Annotated in this window: 15 protein-coding genes; 9 read left to right on the top strand and 6 right to left on the bottom strand. The window is 42.2% G+C overall.

Translation table 11 applies throughout. The features are described from left to right. Positions 1–84: 84 nt before the first annotated feature. A complete protein-coding gene (locus tag AX660_RS21775) occupies positions 85–786 on the bottom strand; it encodes a transposase (RefSeq protein WP_068382128.1) in 702 nt (233 codons plus the stop codon). A gap of 977 nt (positions 787–1,763) precedes the next feature. Between AX660_RS21775 and AX660_RS21780 the strand changes: the two genes are divergently transcribed. Beyond that, complete coding sequence (locus AX660_RS21780; protein ID WP_407669422.1) at positions 1,764–3,116, top strand: MFS transporter; 1,353 nt, start codon at positions 1,764–1,766, stop codon at positions 3,114–3,116. Between the two features lie 42 nt (positions 3,117–3,158). Here the strand turns inward: AX660_RS21780 and AX660_RS21785 are convergent, their stop codons facing one another. Beyond that, positions 3,159–4,160, bottom strand: coding sequence for a LacI family DNA-binding transcriptional regulator (locus AX660_RS21785; RefSeq protein ID WP_068382131.1), 1,002 nt, complete (start codon positions 4,158–4,160; stop codon positions 3,159–3,161). A 477-nt stretch (positions 4,161–4,637) separates the two neighbouring features. Between AX660_RS21785 and AX660_RS21790 the strand changes: the two genes are divergently transcribed. The 4 genes from AX660_RS21790 to AX660_RS21805 all read left to right on the top strand — a co-directional run bounded on the left by AX660_RS21790 (position 4,638) and on the right by AX660_RS21805 (position 11,150). Further along, on the top strand, positions 4,638–5,036 hold the full coding sequence (locus AX660_RS21790; RefSeq protein ID WP_068382133.1) for a TonB-dependent receptor plug domain-containing protein: 399 nt from the start codon (positions 4,638–4,640) through the stop codon (positions 5,034–5,036). Continuing rightward, a complete protein-coding gene (locus AX660_RS21795; protein ID WP_068382135.1) occupies positions 5,037–6,959 on the top strand; it encodes a TonB-dependent receptor in 1,923 nt (640 codons plus the stop codon). It begins immediately after the preceding gene. A gap of 197 nt (positions 6,960–7,156) precedes the next feature. After that, positions 7,157–9,403, top strand: coding sequence for a glycoside hydrolase family 3 C-terminal domain-containing protein (locus AX660_RS21800; protein ID WP_201027487.1), 2,247 nt, complete (start codon positions 7,157–7,159; stop codon positions 9,401–9,403). 121 nt (positions 9,404–9,524) lie between these two features. Continuing rightward, positions 9,525–11,150: a carboxylesterase/lipase family protein gene (locus tag AX660_RS21805; protein WP_068382143.1), complete on the top strand. Its 1,626-nt coding sequence runs from the start codon at positions 9,525–9,527 to the stop codon at positions 11,148–11,150. Between the two features lie 88 nt (positions 11,151–11,238). On the opposite strand, the gene AX660_RS21810 is transcribed toward AX660_RS21805, so the two are convergent. Continuing rightward, positions 11,239–12,450 (bottom strand): MFS transporter, encoded by a 1,212-nt coding sequence (locus tag AX660_RS21810; protein WP_068382145.1) that lies wholly within the window; start codon positions 12,448–12,450, stop codon positions 11,239–11,241. Positions 12,451–13,005: 555 nt separating this feature from the next. Between AX660_RS21810 and AX660_RS21815 the strand changes: the two genes are divergently transcribed. Further along, positions 13,006–15,552, top strand: a complete 2,547-nt coding sequence (locus AX660_RS21815; RefSeq protein WP_068382147.1) for a TonB-dependent receptor — start codon at positions 13,006–13,008, stop codon at positions 15,550–15,552. A gap of 160 nt (positions 15,553–15,712) precedes the next feature. After that, positions 15,713–16,699, top strand: coding sequence for an MBL fold metallo-hydrolase (locus AX660_RS21820; protein WP_082769068.1), 987 nt, complete (start codon positions 15,713–15,715; stop codon positions 16,697–16,699). 113 nt (positions 16,700–16,812) lie between these two features. Here the strand turns inward: AX660_RS21820 and AX660_RS21825 are convergent, their stop codons facing one another. Beyond that, positions 16,813–18,360 carry an amidohydrolase family protein gene (locus AX660_RS21825; protein ID WP_068382149.1) on the bottom strand — a complete coding sequence of 516 codons (1,548 nt, stop codon included), beginning with the start codon at positions 18,358–18,360 and terminating at the stop codon, positions 16,813–16,815. 177 nt (positions 18,361–18,537) lie between these two features. On the opposite strand from AX660_RS21825, the gene AX660_RS21830 reads away from it, so the two are divergent. Both AX660_RS21830 and AX660_RS21835 read left to right on the top strand, forming a co-directional pair. Then, entirely contained in the window at positions 18,538–19,581 is a 1,044-nt protein-coding gene (locus AX660_RS21830) for a helix-turn-helix domain-containing protein (protein ID WP_068382151.1), read from the top strand. A gap of 234 nt (positions 19,582–19,815) precedes the next feature. Then, positions 19,816–20,355, top strand: coding sequence for a manganese efflux pump MntP (locus tag AX660_RS21835; protein ID WP_082769069.1), 540 nt, complete (start codon positions 19,816–19,818; stop codon positions 20,353–20,355). An 84-nt stretch (positions 20,356–20,439) separates the two neighbouring features. Here the strand turns inward: AX660_RS21835 and AX660_RS21840 are convergent, their stop codons facing one another. Further along, a complete protein-coding gene (locus AX660_RS21840) occupies positions 20,440–21,381 on the bottom strand; it encodes a PDR/VanB family oxidoreductase (RefSeq protein ID WP_068382155.1) in 942 nt (313 codons plus the stop codon). Between the two features lie 19 nt (positions 21,382–21,400). Continuing rightward, the gene (locus AX660_RS21845; RefSeq protein ID WP_068382157.1) at positions 21,401–22,459 is read right to left on the bottom strand and encodes an aromatic ring-hydroxylating oxygenase subunit alpha; all 1,059 of its coding nucleotides are present in this window, start codon (positions 22,457–22,459) and stop codon (positions 21,401–21,403) included. Between the last annotated feature and the right edge of the window lie 245 nt (positions 22,460–22,704).

Here is a 22,704-nt window from a genome sequence, read left to right on the forward strand (position 1 = left end):
AAGTTGCAATTTTAGGTGCGAGTGGGCTTATCACTCAAGAAACTATCAATATTGGGGTCGATCAATATTGGGGTCAGATAAAGATTAAACAGTCAACTTGCGATTTCCCGGTTTTCTTCCCGGAGGCAGCTTGTGTAATCGCCTCCCCGTTAAGGTTTCTAAATCTTGCTTAAATCTTATATTTCCCAATGCCATGCCTGAATGACTTGCGGCTCGAATCTCATCTAGCATTTTTCCCTTCACATGAGTTTTAAAAAGTACCCGATAATTTGCTTGTCTTTCCGTTGTGTTATTACCAAGGGCTAAATAAAGTGGATGAACACAGCAAAGTTCTGAAATTTTACCTAAGGCGTTAATTTGGTAGCTAGACCATAAATATTGACTTGGATCATCGACCATATTAGCTCGCACTGGATTTAATTCGATGTAGCGATAAAGGTTCAGAAGATAGGTTTCTTCTTGCACTAAGCATGATTTAAAGCGACCTTCCCAAAGGGTGCCGGTTCTTTGATATTTTGAATTAAAATAACGGACGTATCGTCTGCCTAGTGCCTGCATCATTTTGCTAATAGCATTGATAGTTCTGGGGGAACAAAGCAAGTGCACATGGTTACTCATCAGCACCCAAGCATGAACATCTACCTTATATTGCAAAGAATATTCCTTTAGCCAACCTAGATAAACAGCATAATCTTGTTCGTACTTAAAACAAATTTGGCGATTATTACCCCTTTGAATTATGTGTTGTGGCACATTGAGAGGGCAAATACGGGGTAAGCGACTCATGTCTCTTCCTTGAGTTTTAAAGTATCGGTAAAAGTATAGGAGATTTCTCGCTTTATTTATGCTGATTATTGAGTGTTGGTTATGATAATCGTTATCTGCCCCCGATATTTATAATCGTTATCTGACCCCGATATTTATGATAATCGTTATCTGACCCCGATATTTAATGATAATCGTTATCTGCCCCCGATATTTATGATAATCGTTATCTGACCCCGATATTTATGACCCCGATATTTATAAGTCCATTTTTAATGCTTTTGCGGCTTTCAGTTGATATCCGTAACAACGCTATATTCGATTTCCTGAGATTGGATTGAATTAAGTGTAGGACGGGGATTCGCACTAAGCTAAATCAGTCTGTGGTTTTTGTGGCAATTTCGGGCAATAAAACGTGATCTGCCCCTTTAATCTAAATTTTGTTTAACCAAGTGTTCTCTGCCTATTAGTTCCAACGATTTAAGGTATTCAAATTACTGATTAGTCAGATAAGCCCATTTTACTTATGCTAAATGCTAGCGTTTTATAATTGTGTATTTACCTGGAATGAGTCGTTAATGAATGAACTGAGAGCCGTTCGATGCGCTGTGATTGAGTATAATGCGTAAGGCGAATCGGTATTTAAACGTGATGAAAGTTGCGAGCCCGAGCATTGTAAAATTGTTATTAAAAGCTTGGTTACTGGGACGTTCGGAGTTAGTAAGCCGGAATAACCTAGCTACGTAGTACTGACTTGCCAAAAAATATATTATGGTTTGTTATTCAAGCGGCGAATCTCAGCTTTTTGTGGCGGAAATGTTTTAGCTTAGCTTTTGCAATTATTTAATAATCAAATGAAACTCGTTTTACAAAGACTTAGTGCTGTCATTAAAGGTATTTGTTAGCCATGAATCCCGGCATGAGCACTTAAGTTAACGTATGATTTGTTAGTCTTCAGTTTACAAATTTAAGGATTTACTTTTTTGTTTAAACTCCCCATCACAACTATTGCCCTTATTATTGTTTGTTGTGGATCTTTTATAGGTCCTATGGGCATGGCTGCAGTAAATATCGCTATTCCTGATCTTGCCCAAGATTTACATGCCAGTGCAAAAATGGTGGGTTGGATGCCTACTTTATATCTACTCAGTAGCGTTATGTTTATGTTGCCTTGTGGCAAAATTGCCGACAACTATGGTAGAAAACGTGTTTACGCATTTGGCTTAGGCTTAAATGCTGTAGCGTCGTTTATGTGTGCGGTGGCAAGTTCAATCGAATGGGTGCTGTTTTGGCGATTTGTGCAAGGCGCAGCCGGAGCAATGATATTTGGCGTGGGTGTGGCCATTCTTACCTCGGTTACCTCCAATAAAAAACGGGGTGTCGCCTTAGGGATCTCTGCAGCTTGTGTATACATTGGTATGAGTATAGCGCCAGCGATAGGAGGCTGGTTAACCGAAATTTGGGGATGGCGTGCGGTATTTTATTCGCAAGTACCCTTAGTGCTGTGTTTGTTGCTAGCAATTAAGCTGTTTTTACATGGCGAATGGAAAAGTGAGCAAAAAACACGATTTGACTGGTGGGGCACGGCTCTTTTCTCACTTTTTGCTGTGTGTTTGGTATTTGGCTTGAGTTACCTACCTGATTTAATCGGTATACTCTTGTTAGCACTATCGATTTTTTGTTTAGGCCTATTTATTGTCCATCAGAGTAAGAGTCGTAGGCCATTGATCCGGGTACAAATGTTTCTGGAAAGTCGTGTTTTTAGTATGTCTTTATCCACTTCATTCTTAATGTATGCTAGTAATTTTTCATTAGCCTTTCTGTTAAGTCTGTATTTGCAATATATCAAAGGCTTTAGCCCTGCACATGCAGGGCAAATTATACTGTTGCAAGCCGTGTCAATGGCAATCATGGCACCCTTAGCAGGTAAGTTTTCGGACAGAATACAACCTCGTTTAATCGCCACTATGGGATGCGTGATTGTGGCTTTTGGCTTTTTAATCTTGTCGCAATTGTCAGTAGACTCAAGCACGGCCTACATTAGCGGATCTTTATTAATATTAGGGATTGGTTTTGGTTTGTTTTCGACACCCAACAATAACGCGATTATGGGATCTGTATCTAAAAATGAATTAGGTGTGGCATCTTCTTCAATGAACCTATCTCGCACTATCGGTAATTTATTTGGTATGAGTATGGTGAATTTGATGGTGCATTATTATCTAGGCGATCAAACTTTTTCGGTACAAAACAACCAAGCTCTGATGAGCACTATTTCTCTCGCTTTTTACATGTCTTTGGGCTTTGTCATTGCAGCCACTTGTATTTCTGGATTGCGTGGTAGGGCGTGACCATATTGCAAAAATATTGTGAATATACTCAGGTGCTTGCTGCTATTTCACTGCACAAGTACTGCCCCTCACAATTAAATCGGTGGGCAAAAAGTAAGGGCGTAATACTGTTTCTGGATCAAACTTACCTTCTATTAAATTACACAACAATTTCATCGCACTAGAGCCTAATTCTTTGGCGGGCTGACGAATAGTGGTTAAGGGCGGATCGCAATATTTAGCGAACTCTATATCGTCAAAACCCACTACGGAAATATCTTCAGGTACTCTCAATCCTTCGGCTTTTAAGCCTTGGATAATACCAATGGCCATTTTGTCATTCATGCAAAAAATAGCCGTTGGGCGGGGCTGCATATCGGCATATTCTTTGGCGGCATTAAGACCACTTGTCACTGAGAAGTCACCATTAATCATCAGTTTGTTTGATAGTGGTAAGCCTGCCTTTTGTAAAGCGTTTTGATAACCCAATTTACGGTGATGAGTGGCATGGATAAAATCTAAACCGGTTAAGCAGCCAATATGACGATGACCTAAGGATACTAAGTAGTCAACTAGCTTTTCGGCAGCTTTAACATCGTCAACTGTAACCACTGGTGAGGGATTATTTTCAACATAATCACAAAGGGTCACAATATTATCGATGCGTGTTCCATGTTTTTTGTTTAAACGCTTTTGTACTTTAAAATCTATGATGCCTTCAACAAGCCGTGTTTCTAACATGCTGTAGTATTTATTTTCATCGTCTGGCGCTTCAAGAGGGTCTACTAACAACACGGTATAGCCCTTTATGCGCGCAATTTCTTGAATACCTTGAATAACATCCAGCAAAAAAGGGTTAGCCAGAGGTGCCATTACCAAGATGGAATACGAGCGTGATTGGGTAAAGTTACGGGCTAATAAGTTAGGTTTGTAATTAAGTTGTTCGATGGCTTTGATGACTTTGTCCGTGTTCTTTTTAGATACTTTTTCGGGCGCGCTAAAATACCGCGATACCGTTGCTACCGACACGCCCGCTAGTGACGCCACCTCTTTTATATTGGCCATAATTTACATCATTTCAATAATTCTACCGCAGCATTATACCCATTACCGAGGCTTAATGTAAATTTGTAATCGATTACAAATTTACGGCATCAGCTCTCCCGGTATGTTGTATCTAAATTTAGCATAGTTGAACATTAGTTGTATTTTTAAGTATTTAAATGTTGCTAAGTTATTGTTAAATAATAGTAATGTGTATTTTATTGAAAATATTTATTGTTAATTTAGTGTAATTGTTGTGATTTTTAAGTGTTAATAAGTTTGAAGTGAAAAATGTAATCAATTACATTTCTTCTCGTTGCTGCTTTAGAGCAGACGAGAACACACAACACTATTCGGATTTGAAGTCACTGTACGATGCTGAGTTGGGTAATCGATAAAAATGATCATCAGCTGTTGATTGATTCGAAGTGAAAACTTCAGGGTTGAGCCAGTGAAACAGCTGATTATTTTGTGAAAGAATAACTATTGGAAAGGTTTATGAATCACCCTAAAAAAACACTATTAAGCACCCTTATCGCAAGCGCTTGTGCCTCTTTTATGGCTGCTACTCCAGCGGCTTACGCGCAAGAAACACAATCTGAAAAACCTAAAAATCTAGAGGTGATTGTCGTTTCATCAACTCGTACAGGTACCGACTTATCAAGTACGTCTGCAGCGGTTACGGCCTTGTCTGCCAAAGCCTTGGCTGATTCAGGCATTACTGATCCAACTAATTTACAAGACCAAGCGCCGAATATTTCAATAGATCGTGCTGGCTCAAGTGGTTTGCAAATTACTATTCGTGGTGTGTCGAGTACGGACAACACTGAAAAAGGTGACCCTTCAGCTGCGTTTTTACAAGACGGCGTCTACATCGCCAGACCTCAAGCGCAATAAGTGTCATTTTTTGATTTAGACCAAGTCGAAATACTACGAGGTCCACAAGGCACTTTATATGGTCGAAATGCCACAGCCGGATTGGTCAACGTTATTTCTGCCAAACCTACCATTGATGAAATGTACGGCTCTTTTGATGCCACCCTTGGTGATTATGGCCGCCGCCAAGCGACCGCCATGTTAAATGTGCCTATTTCCGATAAAGCTGCTATTCGAGCTGCAATCAATGTAGACAGACGAGATACCTATTTAAATAAACATCCCGAATCTGCTTATGACATTGATCCCGGTAAAGATAATATGTCAGCCCGTCTTAGTGGCTTATTTGAACTAAGTGATGATATATCGCTACTCGTTAGAGGTGATTACTCTTCGATTGAGGGTAGTGCGCGCAGCGATGTTAAACTTTCAAACTTTTACGATGTGCTCAATACCTTTCCACCAGAAAGTGGCAAAGGCGTAAATCCAACTTATATCGCAGACCAAAAAAGTTCTGATGAACTAAGAACGGTGAGTTGGCAGGATACGATGCAACGAACCAACGATAATTCAACTTGGGGCGCCATGGCTGAGTTAAATTGGACAATCAATAGCCAACTTACCATGACCTACCTTGGCTCTTACCGTGAGTTTACCCGCCGGGAAGATAACATTACCGGATATTTGGGTAGTGTGGTACTACCTTTTGGTATCATCGATATCAGCAATCCACAATTGTTTCATGGTGACTATGAGCAAAGTTCAAACGAGCTCCGCTTTACTTATACAACCGACTCCATGAATTTACAGGGTGGTATTTATGCCTTTTCGGAAGAATCTGCGATTAAGTTTTTAATTTACCAAGGTGAAGAAGGCCAAGACGGTTATATATTTGGCTTTCCTCAAGATCCTACAAAATCAGATTCTGTTGCCATATTTGGCCAAGGCAGCTTTGATTTAAGTGACAAACTTAGCTTAACCGCGGGCGCTCGCTACACCCAAGACGAGAAGTCTCGAGTCGGTGCAGTAGTCAATCACGTGACGCTTGAAGAAGAGTTGAATTTTACCTATGACCCAGTGACCAATCCGATTCCAGATTCGTTAAACAATGCCGAAGTTGATTACAATGAACTCACCTGGAAATTGGGCCTAGACTACGATATTAACGACGATATTTTATTATACGGCTTGATATCTACTGGCTACAAAGCAGGTGGTTTTAACGATGGTTGTATTGAAGGAATGCAAGATTGTAATAGTCCCTTACCCGAGGAAGCGGTTTATTATGATCCAGAAACCTTAACCGCCTACGAACTGGGCCTAAAATTAGAATTGGACAACGGCTTACGAACCTTTATTAACGTGTTTCACTATGATTACCAAGACTTACAGTTAAGCAATGTGTCTGAAATCTGTGGTGGGTCTTGTCAAGTCACTAGTAACGCCGGTAAAGCAGAGGTGGACGGCATTGAACTGGAGTCGCGTTATTATATTACCGCCTACGACAAACTCAATGTGGCCTTAACGTGGCTGAATGCCGAATATACCGATTACCAGCTTAACGACACGGTTAATCTAAAGGGCGAAAAATTAAACCGCTCACCGGAATATACCGCCATCGTCAGTTATCAACATATTTTTGAGCTGGGAAATGGCGCGGACATCGAGTTTGATATTTCAAGTCGCTGGAGTGATGAATATTCTATTTTATCTACCAGTTCTGTTTCGCAATTTGTGCAACCCTCATTCCATAAAACCGATGTGGCGTTAACCTACCGTGCGCCAGAGCGTGATTGGTATGTACAAGCCTATGTGAAAAACATCGAAGACGAGCTAACCGTATCAAACGCTTCTTTTGGCCCCGCTTTTCCGGGCTTAGCTGACGGTACGCTTACCTTCTCTGACCCGCGTACTGCAGGGGTTCGGTTCGGCTTAGAGTTCTAAGTAAAGTAATTAAAAATTGCTCGCCTATGTCAGGCGAGCTTTTTGCGTTAATGAAGAATCAATCGTCGTAACACAAGATAGTGTCTATAAAATTAATTCAGGGTGAGTAACTCAATATGATAAGAAATATAAAAGCCAATAAACCCAAATCAATTGCTTTTCGAGCAATATGGCTCTCGTTGTTTGTGGCAAGTTCCATGTCCGTGTTACCTGCATTGGCTACTACCGCACCAAAGTTAGGGCAGGCCTCATTAGATGAAGTGATTCAAGCCTTGAGTTTGGAAGAAAAAGTCAAACTGGTTCGTGGCACCGGCATGAATATGGGCGACAGTGGCCCAACAGTTGGTCAAACCAAAGATAAGGTGCCAGGTGCAGCGGGTACCACTTACGCTATTCCGCGTTTAGGCATTCCCTCTATTGTATTGGCTGATGGCCCAGCGGGATTGCGTATTGCACCTACTCGTGATGATGACAAAGATCATACCTATTATGCTACCGCGTTTCCTATCGCTAATTTATTAAGTTCAAGCTGGGATCTGTCCCTTGTTGAACAAGTGGGGCAGGCTATTGGGGCAGAATCAAAAGAGTATGGGGTAGATGTGCTGTTGGCCCCTGCGCTGAATATTCATCGCTTTGCTTTAGGCGGTCGAAACTTTGAGTATTATTCAGAAGATCCTTTACTCAGCGGTAAAATGGCGGCTGCCATGGTGCGCGGCGTCCAATCACAAGGGGTGGGCACATCGCTTAAGCATTTTGTAGCCAATAACCATGAGTGGAACCGCAACACTATTGACGTACAACTTGATGAGCGTGCACTGCGTGAAATTTATTTACGGGGTTTTGAAATCGCGGTCAAAGAAAGTCAACCTTGGACAGTCATGTCCTCGTACAACAAAGTTAACGGTGAATACACCTCTGAGAGCGCCTATTTACTGACTGAGGTCTTGCGTGACCAATGGGGGTTTGATGGCGTGGTCATGACTGACTGGTTTGGCGGCAAAGATGCAGCCGAGCAAATGGCAGCGGGCAACGACTTGCTCATGCCGGGCATGGACTATCAAGAAGGTATGATCATCGGTGCCATTAAAAGCGGTAAATTGGATGAAGCAAAACTTGATCGCAATGTAAAAAACATTTTGCAACTGGTGCAGGCTAGCCCCGCATTTAGCCAATATGCCTACAACAACAAGCCTGATTTAATCAAACACGGCCAACTGTCTAAAACGGTTGCTGAAGAAGGCATGGTGCTATTAAAAAATAATGCTCAAACCTTGCCATTACGCGATAAACAGTCATTGGCCTTGTTTGGTAATCATTCGTTTGATGTGCTCATCGGTGGCACTGGCAGTGGTGATGTTAATGAAGCTTATGTGGTTACGTTAGAAGACGGCTTAAAAGAAGCGGGAATTGAGTTTGAAACCGGACTCGCTTCGGCCTACAAAGCCCATATAAAAACAGAAAACGCTAAACGTCCTGTGTCGAATAACCCACTCGCAGCCTTTATGCCAAAACCAGCCTTAGTGGAATTCGGCTTAAAACAGGAATTGTTGCACGCATCGGCACAAAAATATTCTGCTGCTCTTGTGACCATTGGTCGTAGTTCAGGTGAGTTTGTTGATCGCCAGCAAAGTGATTTTTATTTAACCGAGCAAGAGCGCGCCATGCTCGACATGGTATCCAGTGTATTTCGTCAACAGGGCAAGCCTGTGGTGGTGATTTTGAATGTAGGTGGCGTTATTGAAATGGCCAGTTGGCAAGATAAAGCCGATGCCATTTTACTGGCCTACCAACCCGGTCAAGAAGCGGGCAATGCCATTGTTGATCTGTTACTGGGCCACACCAATCCTTCAGGAAAATTGCCCGATACTTGGCCACTCGATTTACCTGATTATCCCGCCGCGAAAGAGTTTCCCGGTACAGTGCTTGACCCTGAGGCAAAGCCAGAAGGCATGATGCAAACCGTGCCAGCTAAGGTGACTTATGACGATGGCATCATGCTTGGTTATCGCTATTTCAATACCCAAAAGGTTGAGGTGGCGTATCCCTTTGGTTTTGGTTTGTCGTATACCGACTTTACGTATTCTGCCATCTCATTAAGTAGTCAGGTATTTAGCGATAAAATTGTGGCGCAAATCACGGTTAAAAATAGCGGTAAGGTGGCAGGTAAAGAAGTGGTGCAAGTCTACGTTTCAGCGCCACAAACTAACTTAGTCAAACCTGAAAGTGAACTCCGCGCGTTTGCCAAAACCACACTGTTACAACCAGGTGAATCCGAAGTACTTAGCTTTGAACTCAGTGCACGAGATCTGAGCTCATTCGATCAAGAGCATAATATGTGGCTAGCACAAAGCGGTGAATACGTGCTTAAAGCAGGTAAATCTTCACGGGAGATTCTGCAAAGCGCCCGCTTTAGTCTGCCAAAAGACCTGGCTATCAAACCGTAAACCGCTTGGTTTTAAGCAGCAGTAATAAAACAACATGCAGATTGGTTGCTATGCCGATCTGCATTTATCATTTTACAGATAAGCCATTAGTCACTAATGACGCTTGTCTAGGAGAACCACTATGCAACAAATTCGTTCGACTCGTTTCATCATCTTACTTTGTTTGAGCCTCGGTTTATTAGCTTGTGAGGCTAAAGAAGCCAGCGTTGACCCACTACTTGTGAACACTGAAGCCGGTTTAGTAAAAGGTACATTACTACAAGGTGCTGCTCAGTCAGTAAGAGGCTATTTAGGTATTCCATACGCCCAAGCGCCGGTGGGCGAACTACGTTGGCAGCCTCCGCAAAAGGTTACACCGTGGCAAGGCATCAAAGATGCCAATCATTTCAGTAATGACTGCATGCAAATTCCTTTTCCAGGTGATGCAGCGCCACTGGGTGAACCGGTCAGTGAAGACTGTTTGTATTTAAATGTTTGGGCGCCAAACACCGCTGACCAAGACAAATTGCCCGTTATGGTATGGCTGCACGGTGGCGGTTTTGTTAATGGTGGGGCATCACCGTCAGTGTATAACGGACAAGCTTTTGCAGAATCTGGTGTGGTCTTTGTCAGTTTGAATTATCGCCTTGGACGATTTGGTTTTTTTGCCCATCCTGCACTTAGTGCAGAAAACCCTGATGGACCCACAGGTAATTATGGTTTTATGGATCAAATTGCCGCTCTTGAGTGGGTAAAAAATAATATCACTAGTTTTGGTGGCGATGCCAACAACGTGACCTTGTTTGGTGAATCGGCAGGTGGACGTTCGGTTAATGTGATGATGCTGTCGCCAAAGGCGAAAGGTTTGTTTCATAAAGCCATTGTGCAGTCTGGCGGCGGTCGCAGTGAGTCGAATGGTTCAGTGGTGTATTTGGACAAAGAGGGTAAAGGGGCTAAACCTTCTGCCGAGCAAATTGGTGTGGCCTTTGCCACGAGTGTTGGAATAGACAGTGAAGGTCAACAAGCCATGGCGGAGCTGCGTGCTTTACCGGTGGAAAAAGTCCTAAGTGGTTTAAATATGGCCTCGACGAATGTTCCCACTTATAGCGGGCCGATGATCGATGGCAAGGTGGTGATAGAGGACGACGAAAGTGGTTTTACAGCCGGTCATCAAATGAAAATTCCCTACTTTGTTGGCAGTAACGACTTCGAATGGGGTTTTTTGAAAGACTACAATCCGAATGCCGCACAGATGATTGCTAAAGGCGCGTTGGCGCAAGCCTCTGATCCAAATGCTTTTTTAGCGGCGTACCAGCCCTTTGTTCCTGAGCAAAACGAACAGGTTAATATGGCCTTTTTAGGTTCTATGATTTTTGGGGATCGCAGTTTTGTGGAGCCTGCGCGCTTTTTAGCACGCCAAACTAGTAAAGTGGGTCAAGCCACGTGGTTTTATCGCTTCACCTACGTACCTACCAGTTTAGAAGGTAAGGTCGACGGCGCGTATCACGCCAGTGAAATACCCTTTGTTTTTGCAAGCGGCACAGCACGTTATGCCGATGATTGGAGTGAAGCAGATAAACAGGTATCGTTAGTCATGCATGATGCGTGGGTCAATTTTGCGAAGCTGGGTAATCCGTCAATAGAAGGACAAGAAGCATGGTTTAACTCTAACAATGAACAAGTGATTGAATTTAATGCTGAAGGGGCGGTTGTAAAATCCGATCCTTTGACAAAACGGCTGGATCAAATAACACCCTTGGCACAATAACCTTCCACTAAACTTACCTGAAGGTTGGCAAAACAGTCAGGTAAGTTGTTGATCTAAGTTCACAGGAGTAGCTAGATTTCATTAATAATTAGTGGCTTACTAAGCCTTGAGCGCCCTTTATCTTAACCACTGCAACAAAAGCGCCGACAAGTGATAGTGCAGCAATGAGCATTAAGACTTTATCGAGACCACCCATTTGACCTTGCAAAGCAGCAACTACGATAGGTGCAGCAAATTGGCCTAAAAAGAAACAACCTGTCCAAAGACCTGTACCACGACCACGTACATTTTCAGGTAGTTCTTTGAGTACCCAAGTCAGCATAGTGGGCAATAAGGTGCCAAAACCTAAGCAGGCGACGATGACAGAAATACTGCTTAGCACCAGATTACCTGACAATGCAGCTCCGCAATAACCAACGGCCGCTAACATGAGGCCAATGCTTATTAACGTTGGGCCAGAAGCGCCTTTGAATCGTTTAAATATAAAAGAGCCTAAGGCCACCCCGATATTCGCACCTGCACCAATGCCACCAATGATGGCAGGCGTCACTGTGGTAGTTAAGGCTAAAATCTCACCTAGTTTGACGATGACAGTATAAAAGATAATGCCAACAAATAAGGTTGTGAATAACAATGGCAAAATCTTCAACCAAGGTAAACTTGGCGCACGAGAATCGGTATGTACAACATTACGTTCTGGTTCAAATAAGACAAGCCAAACAAATAAAGCAATAGGTAAGGCAAGTAAATAAAGTAGGAAAGGCCCGCGTGAACCTAAAAATTCGCCAAGTAAACCGCCAATAGCAATTAAAACAATAGCACTTAAACTAACACTGGCAATTTGAATGGCTACCCAACGTTCTCGTGCCTTGCCTTTAAAATAGTCGGCAATGAGTGCGGTTGCCACAGTCATAATCGCCGCTTCGGCAATACCCAACACAACTCGTGCTGCAATGATGTGAGAAAGTTCGCTTAAGAAATAGGGTAGCAGTCCAATAGCAGCATAAATTAACAAGGCGTAGAGTAGAACGGATTTTCGACCGGCTTTATCTGAAATCCAGCCAGCTAAAGGTGAAAATAACGCAACACACAAGGCCGGAACCGTCATCGCGATGGGTACCAGAAATTCATAACCCTTCACACTCGCAAATTCTTGCAATAATAGCGGTAATACTGGCACCAGTGAGATGATAGCCATGGCAGGCATGACTGCCGCTAGTATTAGAATGATGCCATGTTGAGTGGAGGCAATGTTATTTGTTCGTATCTTAGGATCTGAGTCAACTAGCTTATTTTTCATTTATTTTTATCCAGTTTTCTTATTATTTAATAAGGGCTTATCGTTTTATCTATTTTCACCAACATAAATTTGATGTGACAAATATCTGTGTGGGTTTAAGAGTAAAGGTGATTGAGTCTATTATTTGCAATGGTCATGTAAAAATAATGTAATAGATTTGTGCGGATTGAAAGTGGATTAAACAGATTCCAACTATCACAAAAGCTGATACTTAATTGGATTTTGTATTGATATATCAACTATCAGTTTACTCAATTAATAATGAAGCAAACCAAGTAAAATTATATTTTACTGTCATTTATATCGTATCCCAACATCGTTGTATCAGTTTCGTCGTTACTTGCTATCAATAAAATCAATTATCTCGATACATAATGCCTGCGTATAGTTAACGATATGTTGCAAATGTGTTGTGTTCGTGTGTGGTTTCTGTTGTTCGAAAATTTACACTTAATAATTATGCTTGTTATAGGTTTTGTTAAACAAGCTTCGTTGATGTTGGTGTGAGGTTTTGAATATAACCGCGATTAAACTAAGTACTTTAGTAGGTATATCATGAAAAAATTATCGTTAATTATTCCAATAATGAGTGTTTCAGCACTACCAATGGTGAGTTGGGCGCAGTCAGTTGAACAAGAGGCAGAGCAGGATGACTTTGAACAAATTACTGTTACTGCACAGAGAAAGTCTGAATCTTTACAAGATGCTGCTATTCCAATCAATGCGGCTTCAGGCGCTAGATTGGAAAAAATGGGGGTATCAAATGCCGAGGGGCTAAATAAAGTATCACCAGCACTTACCGTTTCATCTGGCGGTGGTGCAAATACAGCCTACTTTATCCGAGGCGTAGGTAACTTTACCAACAATGGTTACACCAACCCTGCGGTTTCGTTCAACATTGACGGTGTTTATATTGGTCGTCCGTCGTCAACTATTTCATCTTTTCTTGATTTAGATCGCGTTGAAGTTTTGAAAGGGCCACAAGGTACCTTATATGGCCGTAACTCCACTGGTGGTGCAATCAACGTCGTATCCAAAGTGCCTATCATGAACGAAAATAGTGGTCGTATTAAACTCGAAGTGGGAAATTATTCGGCTTACAACTTAACTGCAGTGGGTAATTTTGAAGTAAGCGAAGATTCTGCTTTACGCCTTGCTGGGGTAATTTCAAAACGCGATGGTTTTTTCGATGATGGTACATCAGATGCTGATGATACCGCTTTGCGTGCGTCTTATTACTTAGAAGCTAGCGATGATTTAAGTTTTCGTGTGACAGCAGACTACTCGACTCAAAAAGGGGCTGGCGCAGGTATTCAGTATAACGGTCATTATGGTTTTGCAGCATTCCAATCAAATTTACCCGTACCAAACTGGGCATGGAACCCTGCTCCAGAAGCATTATCTGGGGATTTCACTGGTTTACACGGCGAAGGTGTAGGTGAATATATTGCTCAAAACGTCGCCAGTGCTCCGGGCTTTATGCCTTATGATGGTTTTGTGTATCCAACCCGTGACGACTCTTATTGGGGCATAAATGCCGAAATTAACTACGACCTTGGTTGGTCAAAATTAACCGTGATTCCAGCTCATCGGGTATCGAAGCTTGATAATGCGTTTAATGGCCCTCCTTTTAAAGCGGCGATTAACCAAGATGAAGCGAAACAAACAAGCATTGAGGCACGTCTTTCAGGTGGAGACGACACCTTGGAATGGATTGTAGGTGCCTTGTATTTTGATGAAACGGTTGCCGGTGTAAATGCTTATAACCAGTTTTCTACTGTTACCCATAATGACTGGCAAAGTGATGTCCAGTCGTCTTCGTTGTTTGCTCGCGCAACCTATAGCCTGACTGAAGATCTAAGACTGGTGGCAGGTTTAAGATTTACTGATGACACCTATGAGATAAATGCTACGCAAACTGCGTCGGCTATCGTATGTTTAGAGCATCCAGAAGGCAGAGCGCCTTTCTGTCCGCAAATTCCGAGTATGCCGGTTGCCTTAACCTTAGCAGATACCTTGGGCATGATTAACCCTGCTTTGTTCCCAACGGGCTCTCCGCTTAATGCAGATGGCAGTATTACACCAGGGGCTCGTCCTTTTGGTCCAATGAATTATTTTGCTCCTGCTCAGTTTGGACCAGGTGCCATCTTTGCTATCACTCCAGGCATGACTTCGGAGAAAGATGGCGACAGCCAAATGACTTATCGTGCTGCAGTTGAATATGACGTGACCGATAAAAATTTGCTGTATACCAGCTATGAGTCTGGTTTCCGTGCCGGAGGTTTCAACCTTGCTGAAGGCCGTGAGTTTTATGCACCTGAATTTATTGATGCCTACACCATAGGCTCAAAAAACCGCTTCTTTAGCAACAAACTTGAGCTCAATTTAGAAGCGTTTTACTGGGAGTATAAAGACCAACAACTTGCCGCTTTAGGCTTAGATACAAACGGCAATAATGCGTTTTATACACGAAACGTGGGAGCCTCATCCATCAAAGGCATAGAAGCGGATTTCCAATACGCCCTTGCCAGCAGTACTTTACTGCGCGGTGGTGTGCAGTTACTTAACGCGGTTTATGATAGTTATGAATATACCCAAGTTGATTTATCTGACGCGGGAATCGATCCACCTAACTTCTTAACCCCAGTAAATACTTGTCAAAATACCCAAGGTATCTTTGTTGGAGATAATCTAGTTGCCTATGACCCGGCCCTTGACGTGGAAGGCGCTAAGCGTGGTTTTACCATCGATTGTTCTGGCAAAGACGCAATAAACGCACCTGATTTAACAGTAAGCTTAGGTGTGCAACATACTATCGAATTCGATAACTTTGCGTTAATTGGTAATATGGATGCTCGTTATCGTGGTGAGCGTGAACTTGGTTTTAACTATATACCTGGTGGTCGCGCTGATAGTGACGTAACTATTGATGCTGCACTTACTTTTGTGTCTAACGATGGATACTGGACTGTGAATGCCTTTGTACGTAACTTGACCAACGAAACGATTGCTGCAACTTATCAGTTGGGTTCTGGCAACATTTCTGGAGCAGCTTATGAACCGCCTCGTACTTTCGGTGTAAGTGTTAATTACGAGTTTTAAGCGTATTAAAGCCTGTAAGAGCCCAGCATAGCTTTACTGGGCTTTTTAATTTGAATGTAGTCGATTTTAGTGTTTGCCCAATCTTTAACAGACCTCACATGTCAACAGTAACGTTTGAGTCAAGGCTACATCGAGATACCAGTAATAGAGGAATAACCAAGTGAAATTAATAAAAAATATTGCAAGTCTGTTTGTCAGCCTTAGTTTTGTTGGCTGTGTTATGGCAGGCGGCGCAGAAAATAGCAAAAATGAATGGATCACCTTAGGCACAATGGCCGGCCCCATTCCTAATGCAACGCACTCTCAACCTTCAAATGCCTTGTTGGTTAATGGGAAAACGTATTTAGTTGATGCCGGTGACGGCACCGCAGGCCAGCTAGCCAAAGTTGGTTTGAATATCAAAAAAATTGATGCGATTTTTTTAAGCCATCTACATTTTGACCACACTGGCGGTCTTCCTGCGATTTTAAGTTTACGCTGGCAGACTGAAACAAAAAGTGAATTGACGATATACGGACCTCCAGGCACCAAACAAACGGTTGAAGGTATATTTGCTTTTATGACCTATGGGGCTTTAGGTCACTATGGTGTGCCAGGCCAAGTACCCGCGCCGCCAAGTAGTTCTGTAAAAGTGGTGGAGGTAACAGATGGCTCAAACCTTGATTTTGAAGGGTTTAAACTCAGCGTTATTCGTAATACCCATTACAGCTGGCCAAAGGGCAGTGAAGAGTATGACAAATTTCAAGCCTTATCCTTTAAATTTACCTTGCCTAATTACACTGTTGTTTATACCGGCGATACAGGGCCAAGTGAAGCAGTAGAATCGCTATCACAGAATGTTGACTTATTGATCAGTGAAATGATGGATGTTGATCATACCGTAAATTTGGTAAAACGTATGAACCCGATGATGCCATCCAAAGCTCTTGGTCACATGAAGCAACATTTGTCTAAACATCATTTAGTACCGGCTGATGTGGGTCAACTTGCGGCAAAAGCAGAAGTCAAAAAATTGGTTGTTACCCACATGGCTCCAGGCTTAGTGACGCCAGCCGAGTTTGAAAAATATACCAGTGAAGTGGCTGAATTTTATAAAGGCGACATTACTATAGCCAATGATTTAGATCGCTTTATTTTGCAAAAATAACAGCGTATTAATTAGGAATATAGTTTTCATCAATTTAAAGGGGATTAGTCTGGTGACTAATCCCTTTTTTAGTACTAAGAATCACGCAAATCATCGGGCTTAATCAAATAAATCTACCGCATCGAGGTGGCAGATAGGGTTTCTCTGGGGAGCACTTTGCCATTGAGGATCACAGTGGTAATTTTATTATAAGCATCTAGGTTTTTTAGTGGGTTTGCTTGGCTCAGCAGTAAGTTTGCTTTTTTGCCAACTTCGACGCTACCAATTTCATTTTGTAAGCCAAATGCGCGGGCATTATCGATGGTTGCCGCGCTAAAAATTACTTCAAGGGGAACGCCACTTTCTGCCCAATCCAATATTTCCCAGTAGCCGTTCAAGCCTGGTGGATTACCCCAGCCAAAACCTCCTGACGAAGTGTCAGTCCCAAGCAATAAATGGGCGCCATTTTCAGCTAAAATGCCCACCATGCGTTTGTAACGTTTAATCATTTGTGTGATGGATAAGGCCACAGACTCTGAGCTTGGTTGATCGTTAATGGCATGACCAAAAATGTTGATAAAAATCTCTCTTTGTATTTGTGCATCTGACTTTAAATAGTCAATAAATGGGGCGGGTAATACGTGTTGTAATTCTGGCCTAACAAGTAAATCAGGTTTAAATAATGAGGCAGTATGCTGCAGTGAGCTAATGGTAGGCTGGATGTCTATCTTAGAATTTGCGGTTGCAAATAAACTTTGGTTGATGGACTCAGGAATTGTGGCACTGTTGTAATTATTTTCTAACCAATCCCAAGGGCCATGTGAAATAACGTCAACTCCAATTTCTCGTGCCATTTGATGACCATTGGGCGATGTGGCATGCATGATAACGGTCAGTCCCAATGCATGGGCTTCTGTGACAACTTCAGTCAAAATTTCTTTGCTTGGTAACTTGATGTCTGGCGCACCACCAGGCATCCATAACGCCTCTTCATAATAAAGTTTCACGCAGATAGCTCCACTTGCCGCGATGTTAGCCACTGTTGCGTGAGGAGAATGTTCAGTTGGATCGACGCCTTCAGGCAAGTATGCATCACGAAAATGGTCATATAAAAAATTTGGAGCGTATTTTAGCAGTTGACCTTCAGGGATTTCGGACGCCATGTAACCATCACTTAGCACTAAGCCAGCGCCACAATGGGCTAAGTCTGGCCTGATGTCTATCTTGCTAAAATTATCATTAGTCTCTTGATCCGCATTGGTTTCTATTATGGTTGTGAAACCATGATATAAATAACTGCGTGGCATTTGTTGCATGTAAGCAGCATAGAGCTTATCAAAATGATCGGTGTAGCGAGGTTTCAGACCCGTCGCATGATAAAGATGCACGTGACTATCGATGAGCCCAGGAAGCAGATACTGGCCATTGCCATCAAGGGTATTGGCCGCATTATATTTGCTCGCTTTAGGTACAATTGCGGCGATCCGACCAGCGCGCAGCAAAACCACTGAGTTGGCTAAAATCTCATTTCGTTCAGGTGAAATAATACTGGTGTTAACAATGGCCAAATCATACTGAGAGGCGTCACTTTCTGTTTTTGCTTGGCTAGGCAGGGCACAACATAAAGTGAGTAGTGCTATGGTTATTAAGGAATATCGTTGGTGTGATCGTTGGCATTTCATAACTTAATTCTCGTTTATGCAGTGTTGAAAACTAGCATCTAATAGCAGTTGAGAGGGGCATTCGACCTGAAACACGTTTGTGGACTTATTATTTTATGTTTATTTTAACCTTGCAGTGTAAAGCTGCAGTTTCTAGTATTGCTTTAGGTTTGCTTGTTTCAGGTTTTACTCTCTCCAATGATCATGTTTGTTTCTTTTACCACTTTCATCTTGTTGACTTTATTGGCTGCTAGTTTGTTGATGACACCATCTGTATATAAAAAATCAAATTATCTATTGGCCTTGCTGTTTGTGTTGTTAGCGTCACAGATGTTTATGTTGACCTTACGATTCTGGTCGCAAAATATGGATGCTTATGGTTTAACCAGCATCATAGCGACTGCCATTGGCCCTGTTATTTATAGCTATGTCAGTACTGTGTTAGTCGGCCAGCAATTTGGCCGCAATTATATTCTGCGTCATGCTAGCTTAGTTGCCATTATGCTCATTATTCAATGGCAGCCTTTACATGCCTCTGTGCTTAAAGATGTATTGGTATTATCCAGTCTAAGTTTTTATAGCATTGCGGTGCAAAAGCTAATACTGAGCAACCAAATCGAACAAAACCAACATAATAAAACGGCAATTCGCATCATGAGGTTTGTGAAATTATTAGCAGTATTTTTGCTTGTTATGACAGTGTTGGATTTCATCATATTTTTTGAATTTCTCTGGGCAGACACGCTTTTTTCATCTGTTGGGCTTATAAGCGCCATCTCATTTTTAGCCACTATTAGTTTGGCAGCGACCTTTATTGTGCTTAATAGAAATCAGTTTGTTGCGTGGATGTTTGCGACCAAATACAGCCCTAAACCCGCAGAGGCCAGTGATGACTCTGGCGAGCAAGAACATGTGATTGCAAAATTAAAAGCAAGGGTAGAAGGGGGAAAATTGTATTTATCGTCAGACGTCTCAATGCAAGTCTTGTCTGAACAAATGGAAATGTCTTCACGCCTTATCTCACGAGCCATTAACCAATGTCTTGGCAAGAGTTTTCGACGTTATATTAATGATCTACGCATAGAAGACGCTAAAAAAATGCTCACTGATACTGATGATAACGTGCTTTCAATTATGTTTAATGTTGGATTTGAAAGTAAATCAAATTTTAATAGCGAGTTTTATCAACATGTGGGGGTTTCTCCCCTTGCATACCGTAAAATGAGCAGACAAGATACGTAAGCATATTTAACGTAAACTGATAGCTCGTAGACATGACAATAAGCCCTCCCTCGTCCTTATGATGTGTTCGCAAACCTTAGGTAGACAGCTCGGCGAAACGCCCGTTATGTTTCTTTAGGCGGCAATCAAGTTTTGCATCAAACCTTTGCTGTTTTATCATGGCAAGGTCTTGCAGTTTGTTTTCAATTATTTAGCTCATCATGGTTAAACCTAATTAAATACAAGGGTGAATAAGTGTTAGCAGTACTAATATTGGCGATAGCCTTAAGTATGGATGCCTTTGCGGTATCCATAGGTTTAGGTTCAAAACATAGCCATAAGAGTGTGTCATTGGGATTAATGGCCGCCATCTATTTTGGTGTGTTTCAAGGCATCATGCCTTTGCTTGGTTATGCTGGTGGCAAAGGCATTTTTGGCTGGATTGAAGCCTTTGCTCCTTGGGTCGCTTTTATTTTGTTGCTGCTAATCGGCGGTAAAATGATCTACGAATCGAGAGTGGGAGGTATTGAAGAAGATATTAGCAACATCACCCACAGAATCATGCTAGTTCTTGCACTAGCCACCAGTGTTGATGCTATGGCCGCAGGGTTTTCGTTAACACTGTTGGAAGTTAACCCACTTTATGCCTGTTTGTTAATTGGTCTTGTTACTTTTGGTTTTAGCTGGCTTGGTGTATTGATTGGTGCAAAAACTGGAAGCTGGTTAGAAAGTAAGGCGGAATTGCTGGGGGGAATTGTATTAATATTAATCGGTTTTAAAATTCTATTTGTTTAGTTTTAATCGATTGAGGTGATTTAACATAAGCAATCACCTCAATACAACTGGGTCTGACGTGGTTGCTTATGCTCAGTATGAGGTCTATAAATCTAACTTCAAACGTGCCGATTTAGCTCGTGAACAACAGGGGGTAATTTGGTCCATTTTGGCGTGTTCTTCAGCGGTCATAAAGACATCCTTGTGATCTGCTTGACCGCTGAGTAAACCAGTAATACAGGTGCCGCACACGCCTTCTGCACATGCCATAGGGATAAAATAGCCATTGTCTTCGAGTACGTCCAGCATTGATTGGTCGGCAGGCACGGTGAGGATATCGCCGCTGCTATTTATTTCAATTTCAAAGCTGCCATCATCACTGTGATCAATTGGTGCTGCGCTAAAATACTCGCGATGGATGTTCTGTAGCTGCCAATTTTTTTCCGACGCACAGGCAATCACCGCATCGTTAAACTCAGCTGGGCCACAAACGTACAAATGTAAGTCGTTGTGTGCTGACTGGATAAGTTCTGCGAGCTTAACTCGGCCACTTTGACTGAAATGAAAGTGGGTAAAGGGCGCTAAACCTGAGTTGTTAATACGTTCGATATAGGCGGCTTGCTCAGGTGATTTAATACAATAGTGCAGACTAAAATCAGCGCCTTGCTGTAATAGATGTTCTGCCATGCTCAATATGGGAGTAATACCTATGCCGGCGGCCATTAACAGCGTCTTTTTGGCACTTGAATCTAAAGGAAATAAATTTTTAGGCTCGCTGATGGATAGCGTATCACCAACCTTTAGGCTTTCATGTACATAACTAGAGCCGCCGCGGCCTTGTGGTTCGTTTAATACGGCTATTTCATACTCAGAGCTGTTTATTTCATTGCATAAAGAATATTGACGAATGATCCCATTGGGTAAATGTACATCAATATGCGCGCCAGGCGTGGACTTGGGTAATGCACTTCCATTTTTGGCGCGAAGTTTTAGTCGACAAATGCTCTGAGTAAGTGCTGACTTTTCGCTTATTATTACTTCAATCATAAAGTGTAATTACCTGTCGTTATGGTGCTTTAGCAGCAAGGCTTTGTTCTTGTTTGATAGCGCGCTCAATTAAACGTCGCGCCATGACACCACCTGCATCAATGTCTAACTTAAGCACTTTACGATCTGGATAGATCAGTAGGTTTTTTTGCTGTTGTTCTAAGACCTCTAGATCTTCCGAAAATATGGTACCTTGACCTTCACGAATAGAGTCGGTCAGGCTTTGATCCTGTGGTTTAAAGTTACGCGCCATGCCCCAGAAATACCATATTGAGGTGTCGCTTTCAGGCGTAATAAAATCAACCACTATACTGCTGGCTTTTAGGTGTTGAGGCGCGTCATAACCGCCATTGCCAGCATGGGCAACTCCTACTTCAATCATAATGTGGCTGGGTAAATCAAAACGACACACCTGCCAGCGGTCTACTTTAACATCGTCAGCTAAGTCATTAGCACGTAGGGCATTTTGCCAAAAGGGTGGGGCATAAACGTCGTCCATAAAACGACTCGTTACCACTTGTTTGCCTTTCATTTTGGTCGAGACTGGCGACTCATCAATTTCCTTCTGCCCGATGCTGCTGGCATGTACATAGGTTTCGTGGGTGAGATCCATTAAGTTATCCACCATCAATCGATAGTCACAATTAATGTGGTACAGACCACCGCCATAGGCCCAGTCTTTGCTGATCGCCCATGTTAATTCAGGAATAAGGCTATCATCGGCTAAGGTTTGATCGCCCGGCCAAAGCCAGACAAAACCATAACGCTCCACAGTGGCGTAGGCCTGTATACAAGGAAAGCCCTCTACTCGCTGATTGGGCATAGATGCAACCTTGCCTTTATCACCCATGCGCAAACCATGATAACCACATACTAACTTGCCGTTTTCGACAAAACCGAGAGATAAGGCTGCACCTCGGTGCGGGCAAAAATCCTCAAGGGCTTTGATTTCATTGTCTTGATTACGAAAAAAAACCAAAGGGATATTACAAATCTTACGAGCGAAAGGTTGGTCTTTTACTTCGTCAGGCGTACAGGCCACATACCACGTATTGAGAGGAAAGGTTTGTTGAGTCATAGTCTTTACAATTGTTTAACTTTGGATCCAATAATACCTTCGAGAAACAATATTTCAAGTATATATTGGCTAAACTGGATCCAATAATGGTAGGCCTAGTACTAAATAGCGGATTTATATGGCGTTTTTCTACTGAAATTGTATTGATTCACTAATACTGTTATTACTGTTTTTTTAAATTGGATCCAATACACTGTGCAGATAGCATTTTAATCATTCAGTGATTTAGCTGAATAACAACGCAC

This window comes from Paraglaciecola hydrolytica (assembly GCF_001565895.1).
GTDB classification, from domain to species: Bacteria; Pseudomonadota; Gammaproteobacteria; order Enterobacterales; family Alteromonadaceae; genus Paraglaciecola; species Paraglaciecola hydrolytica.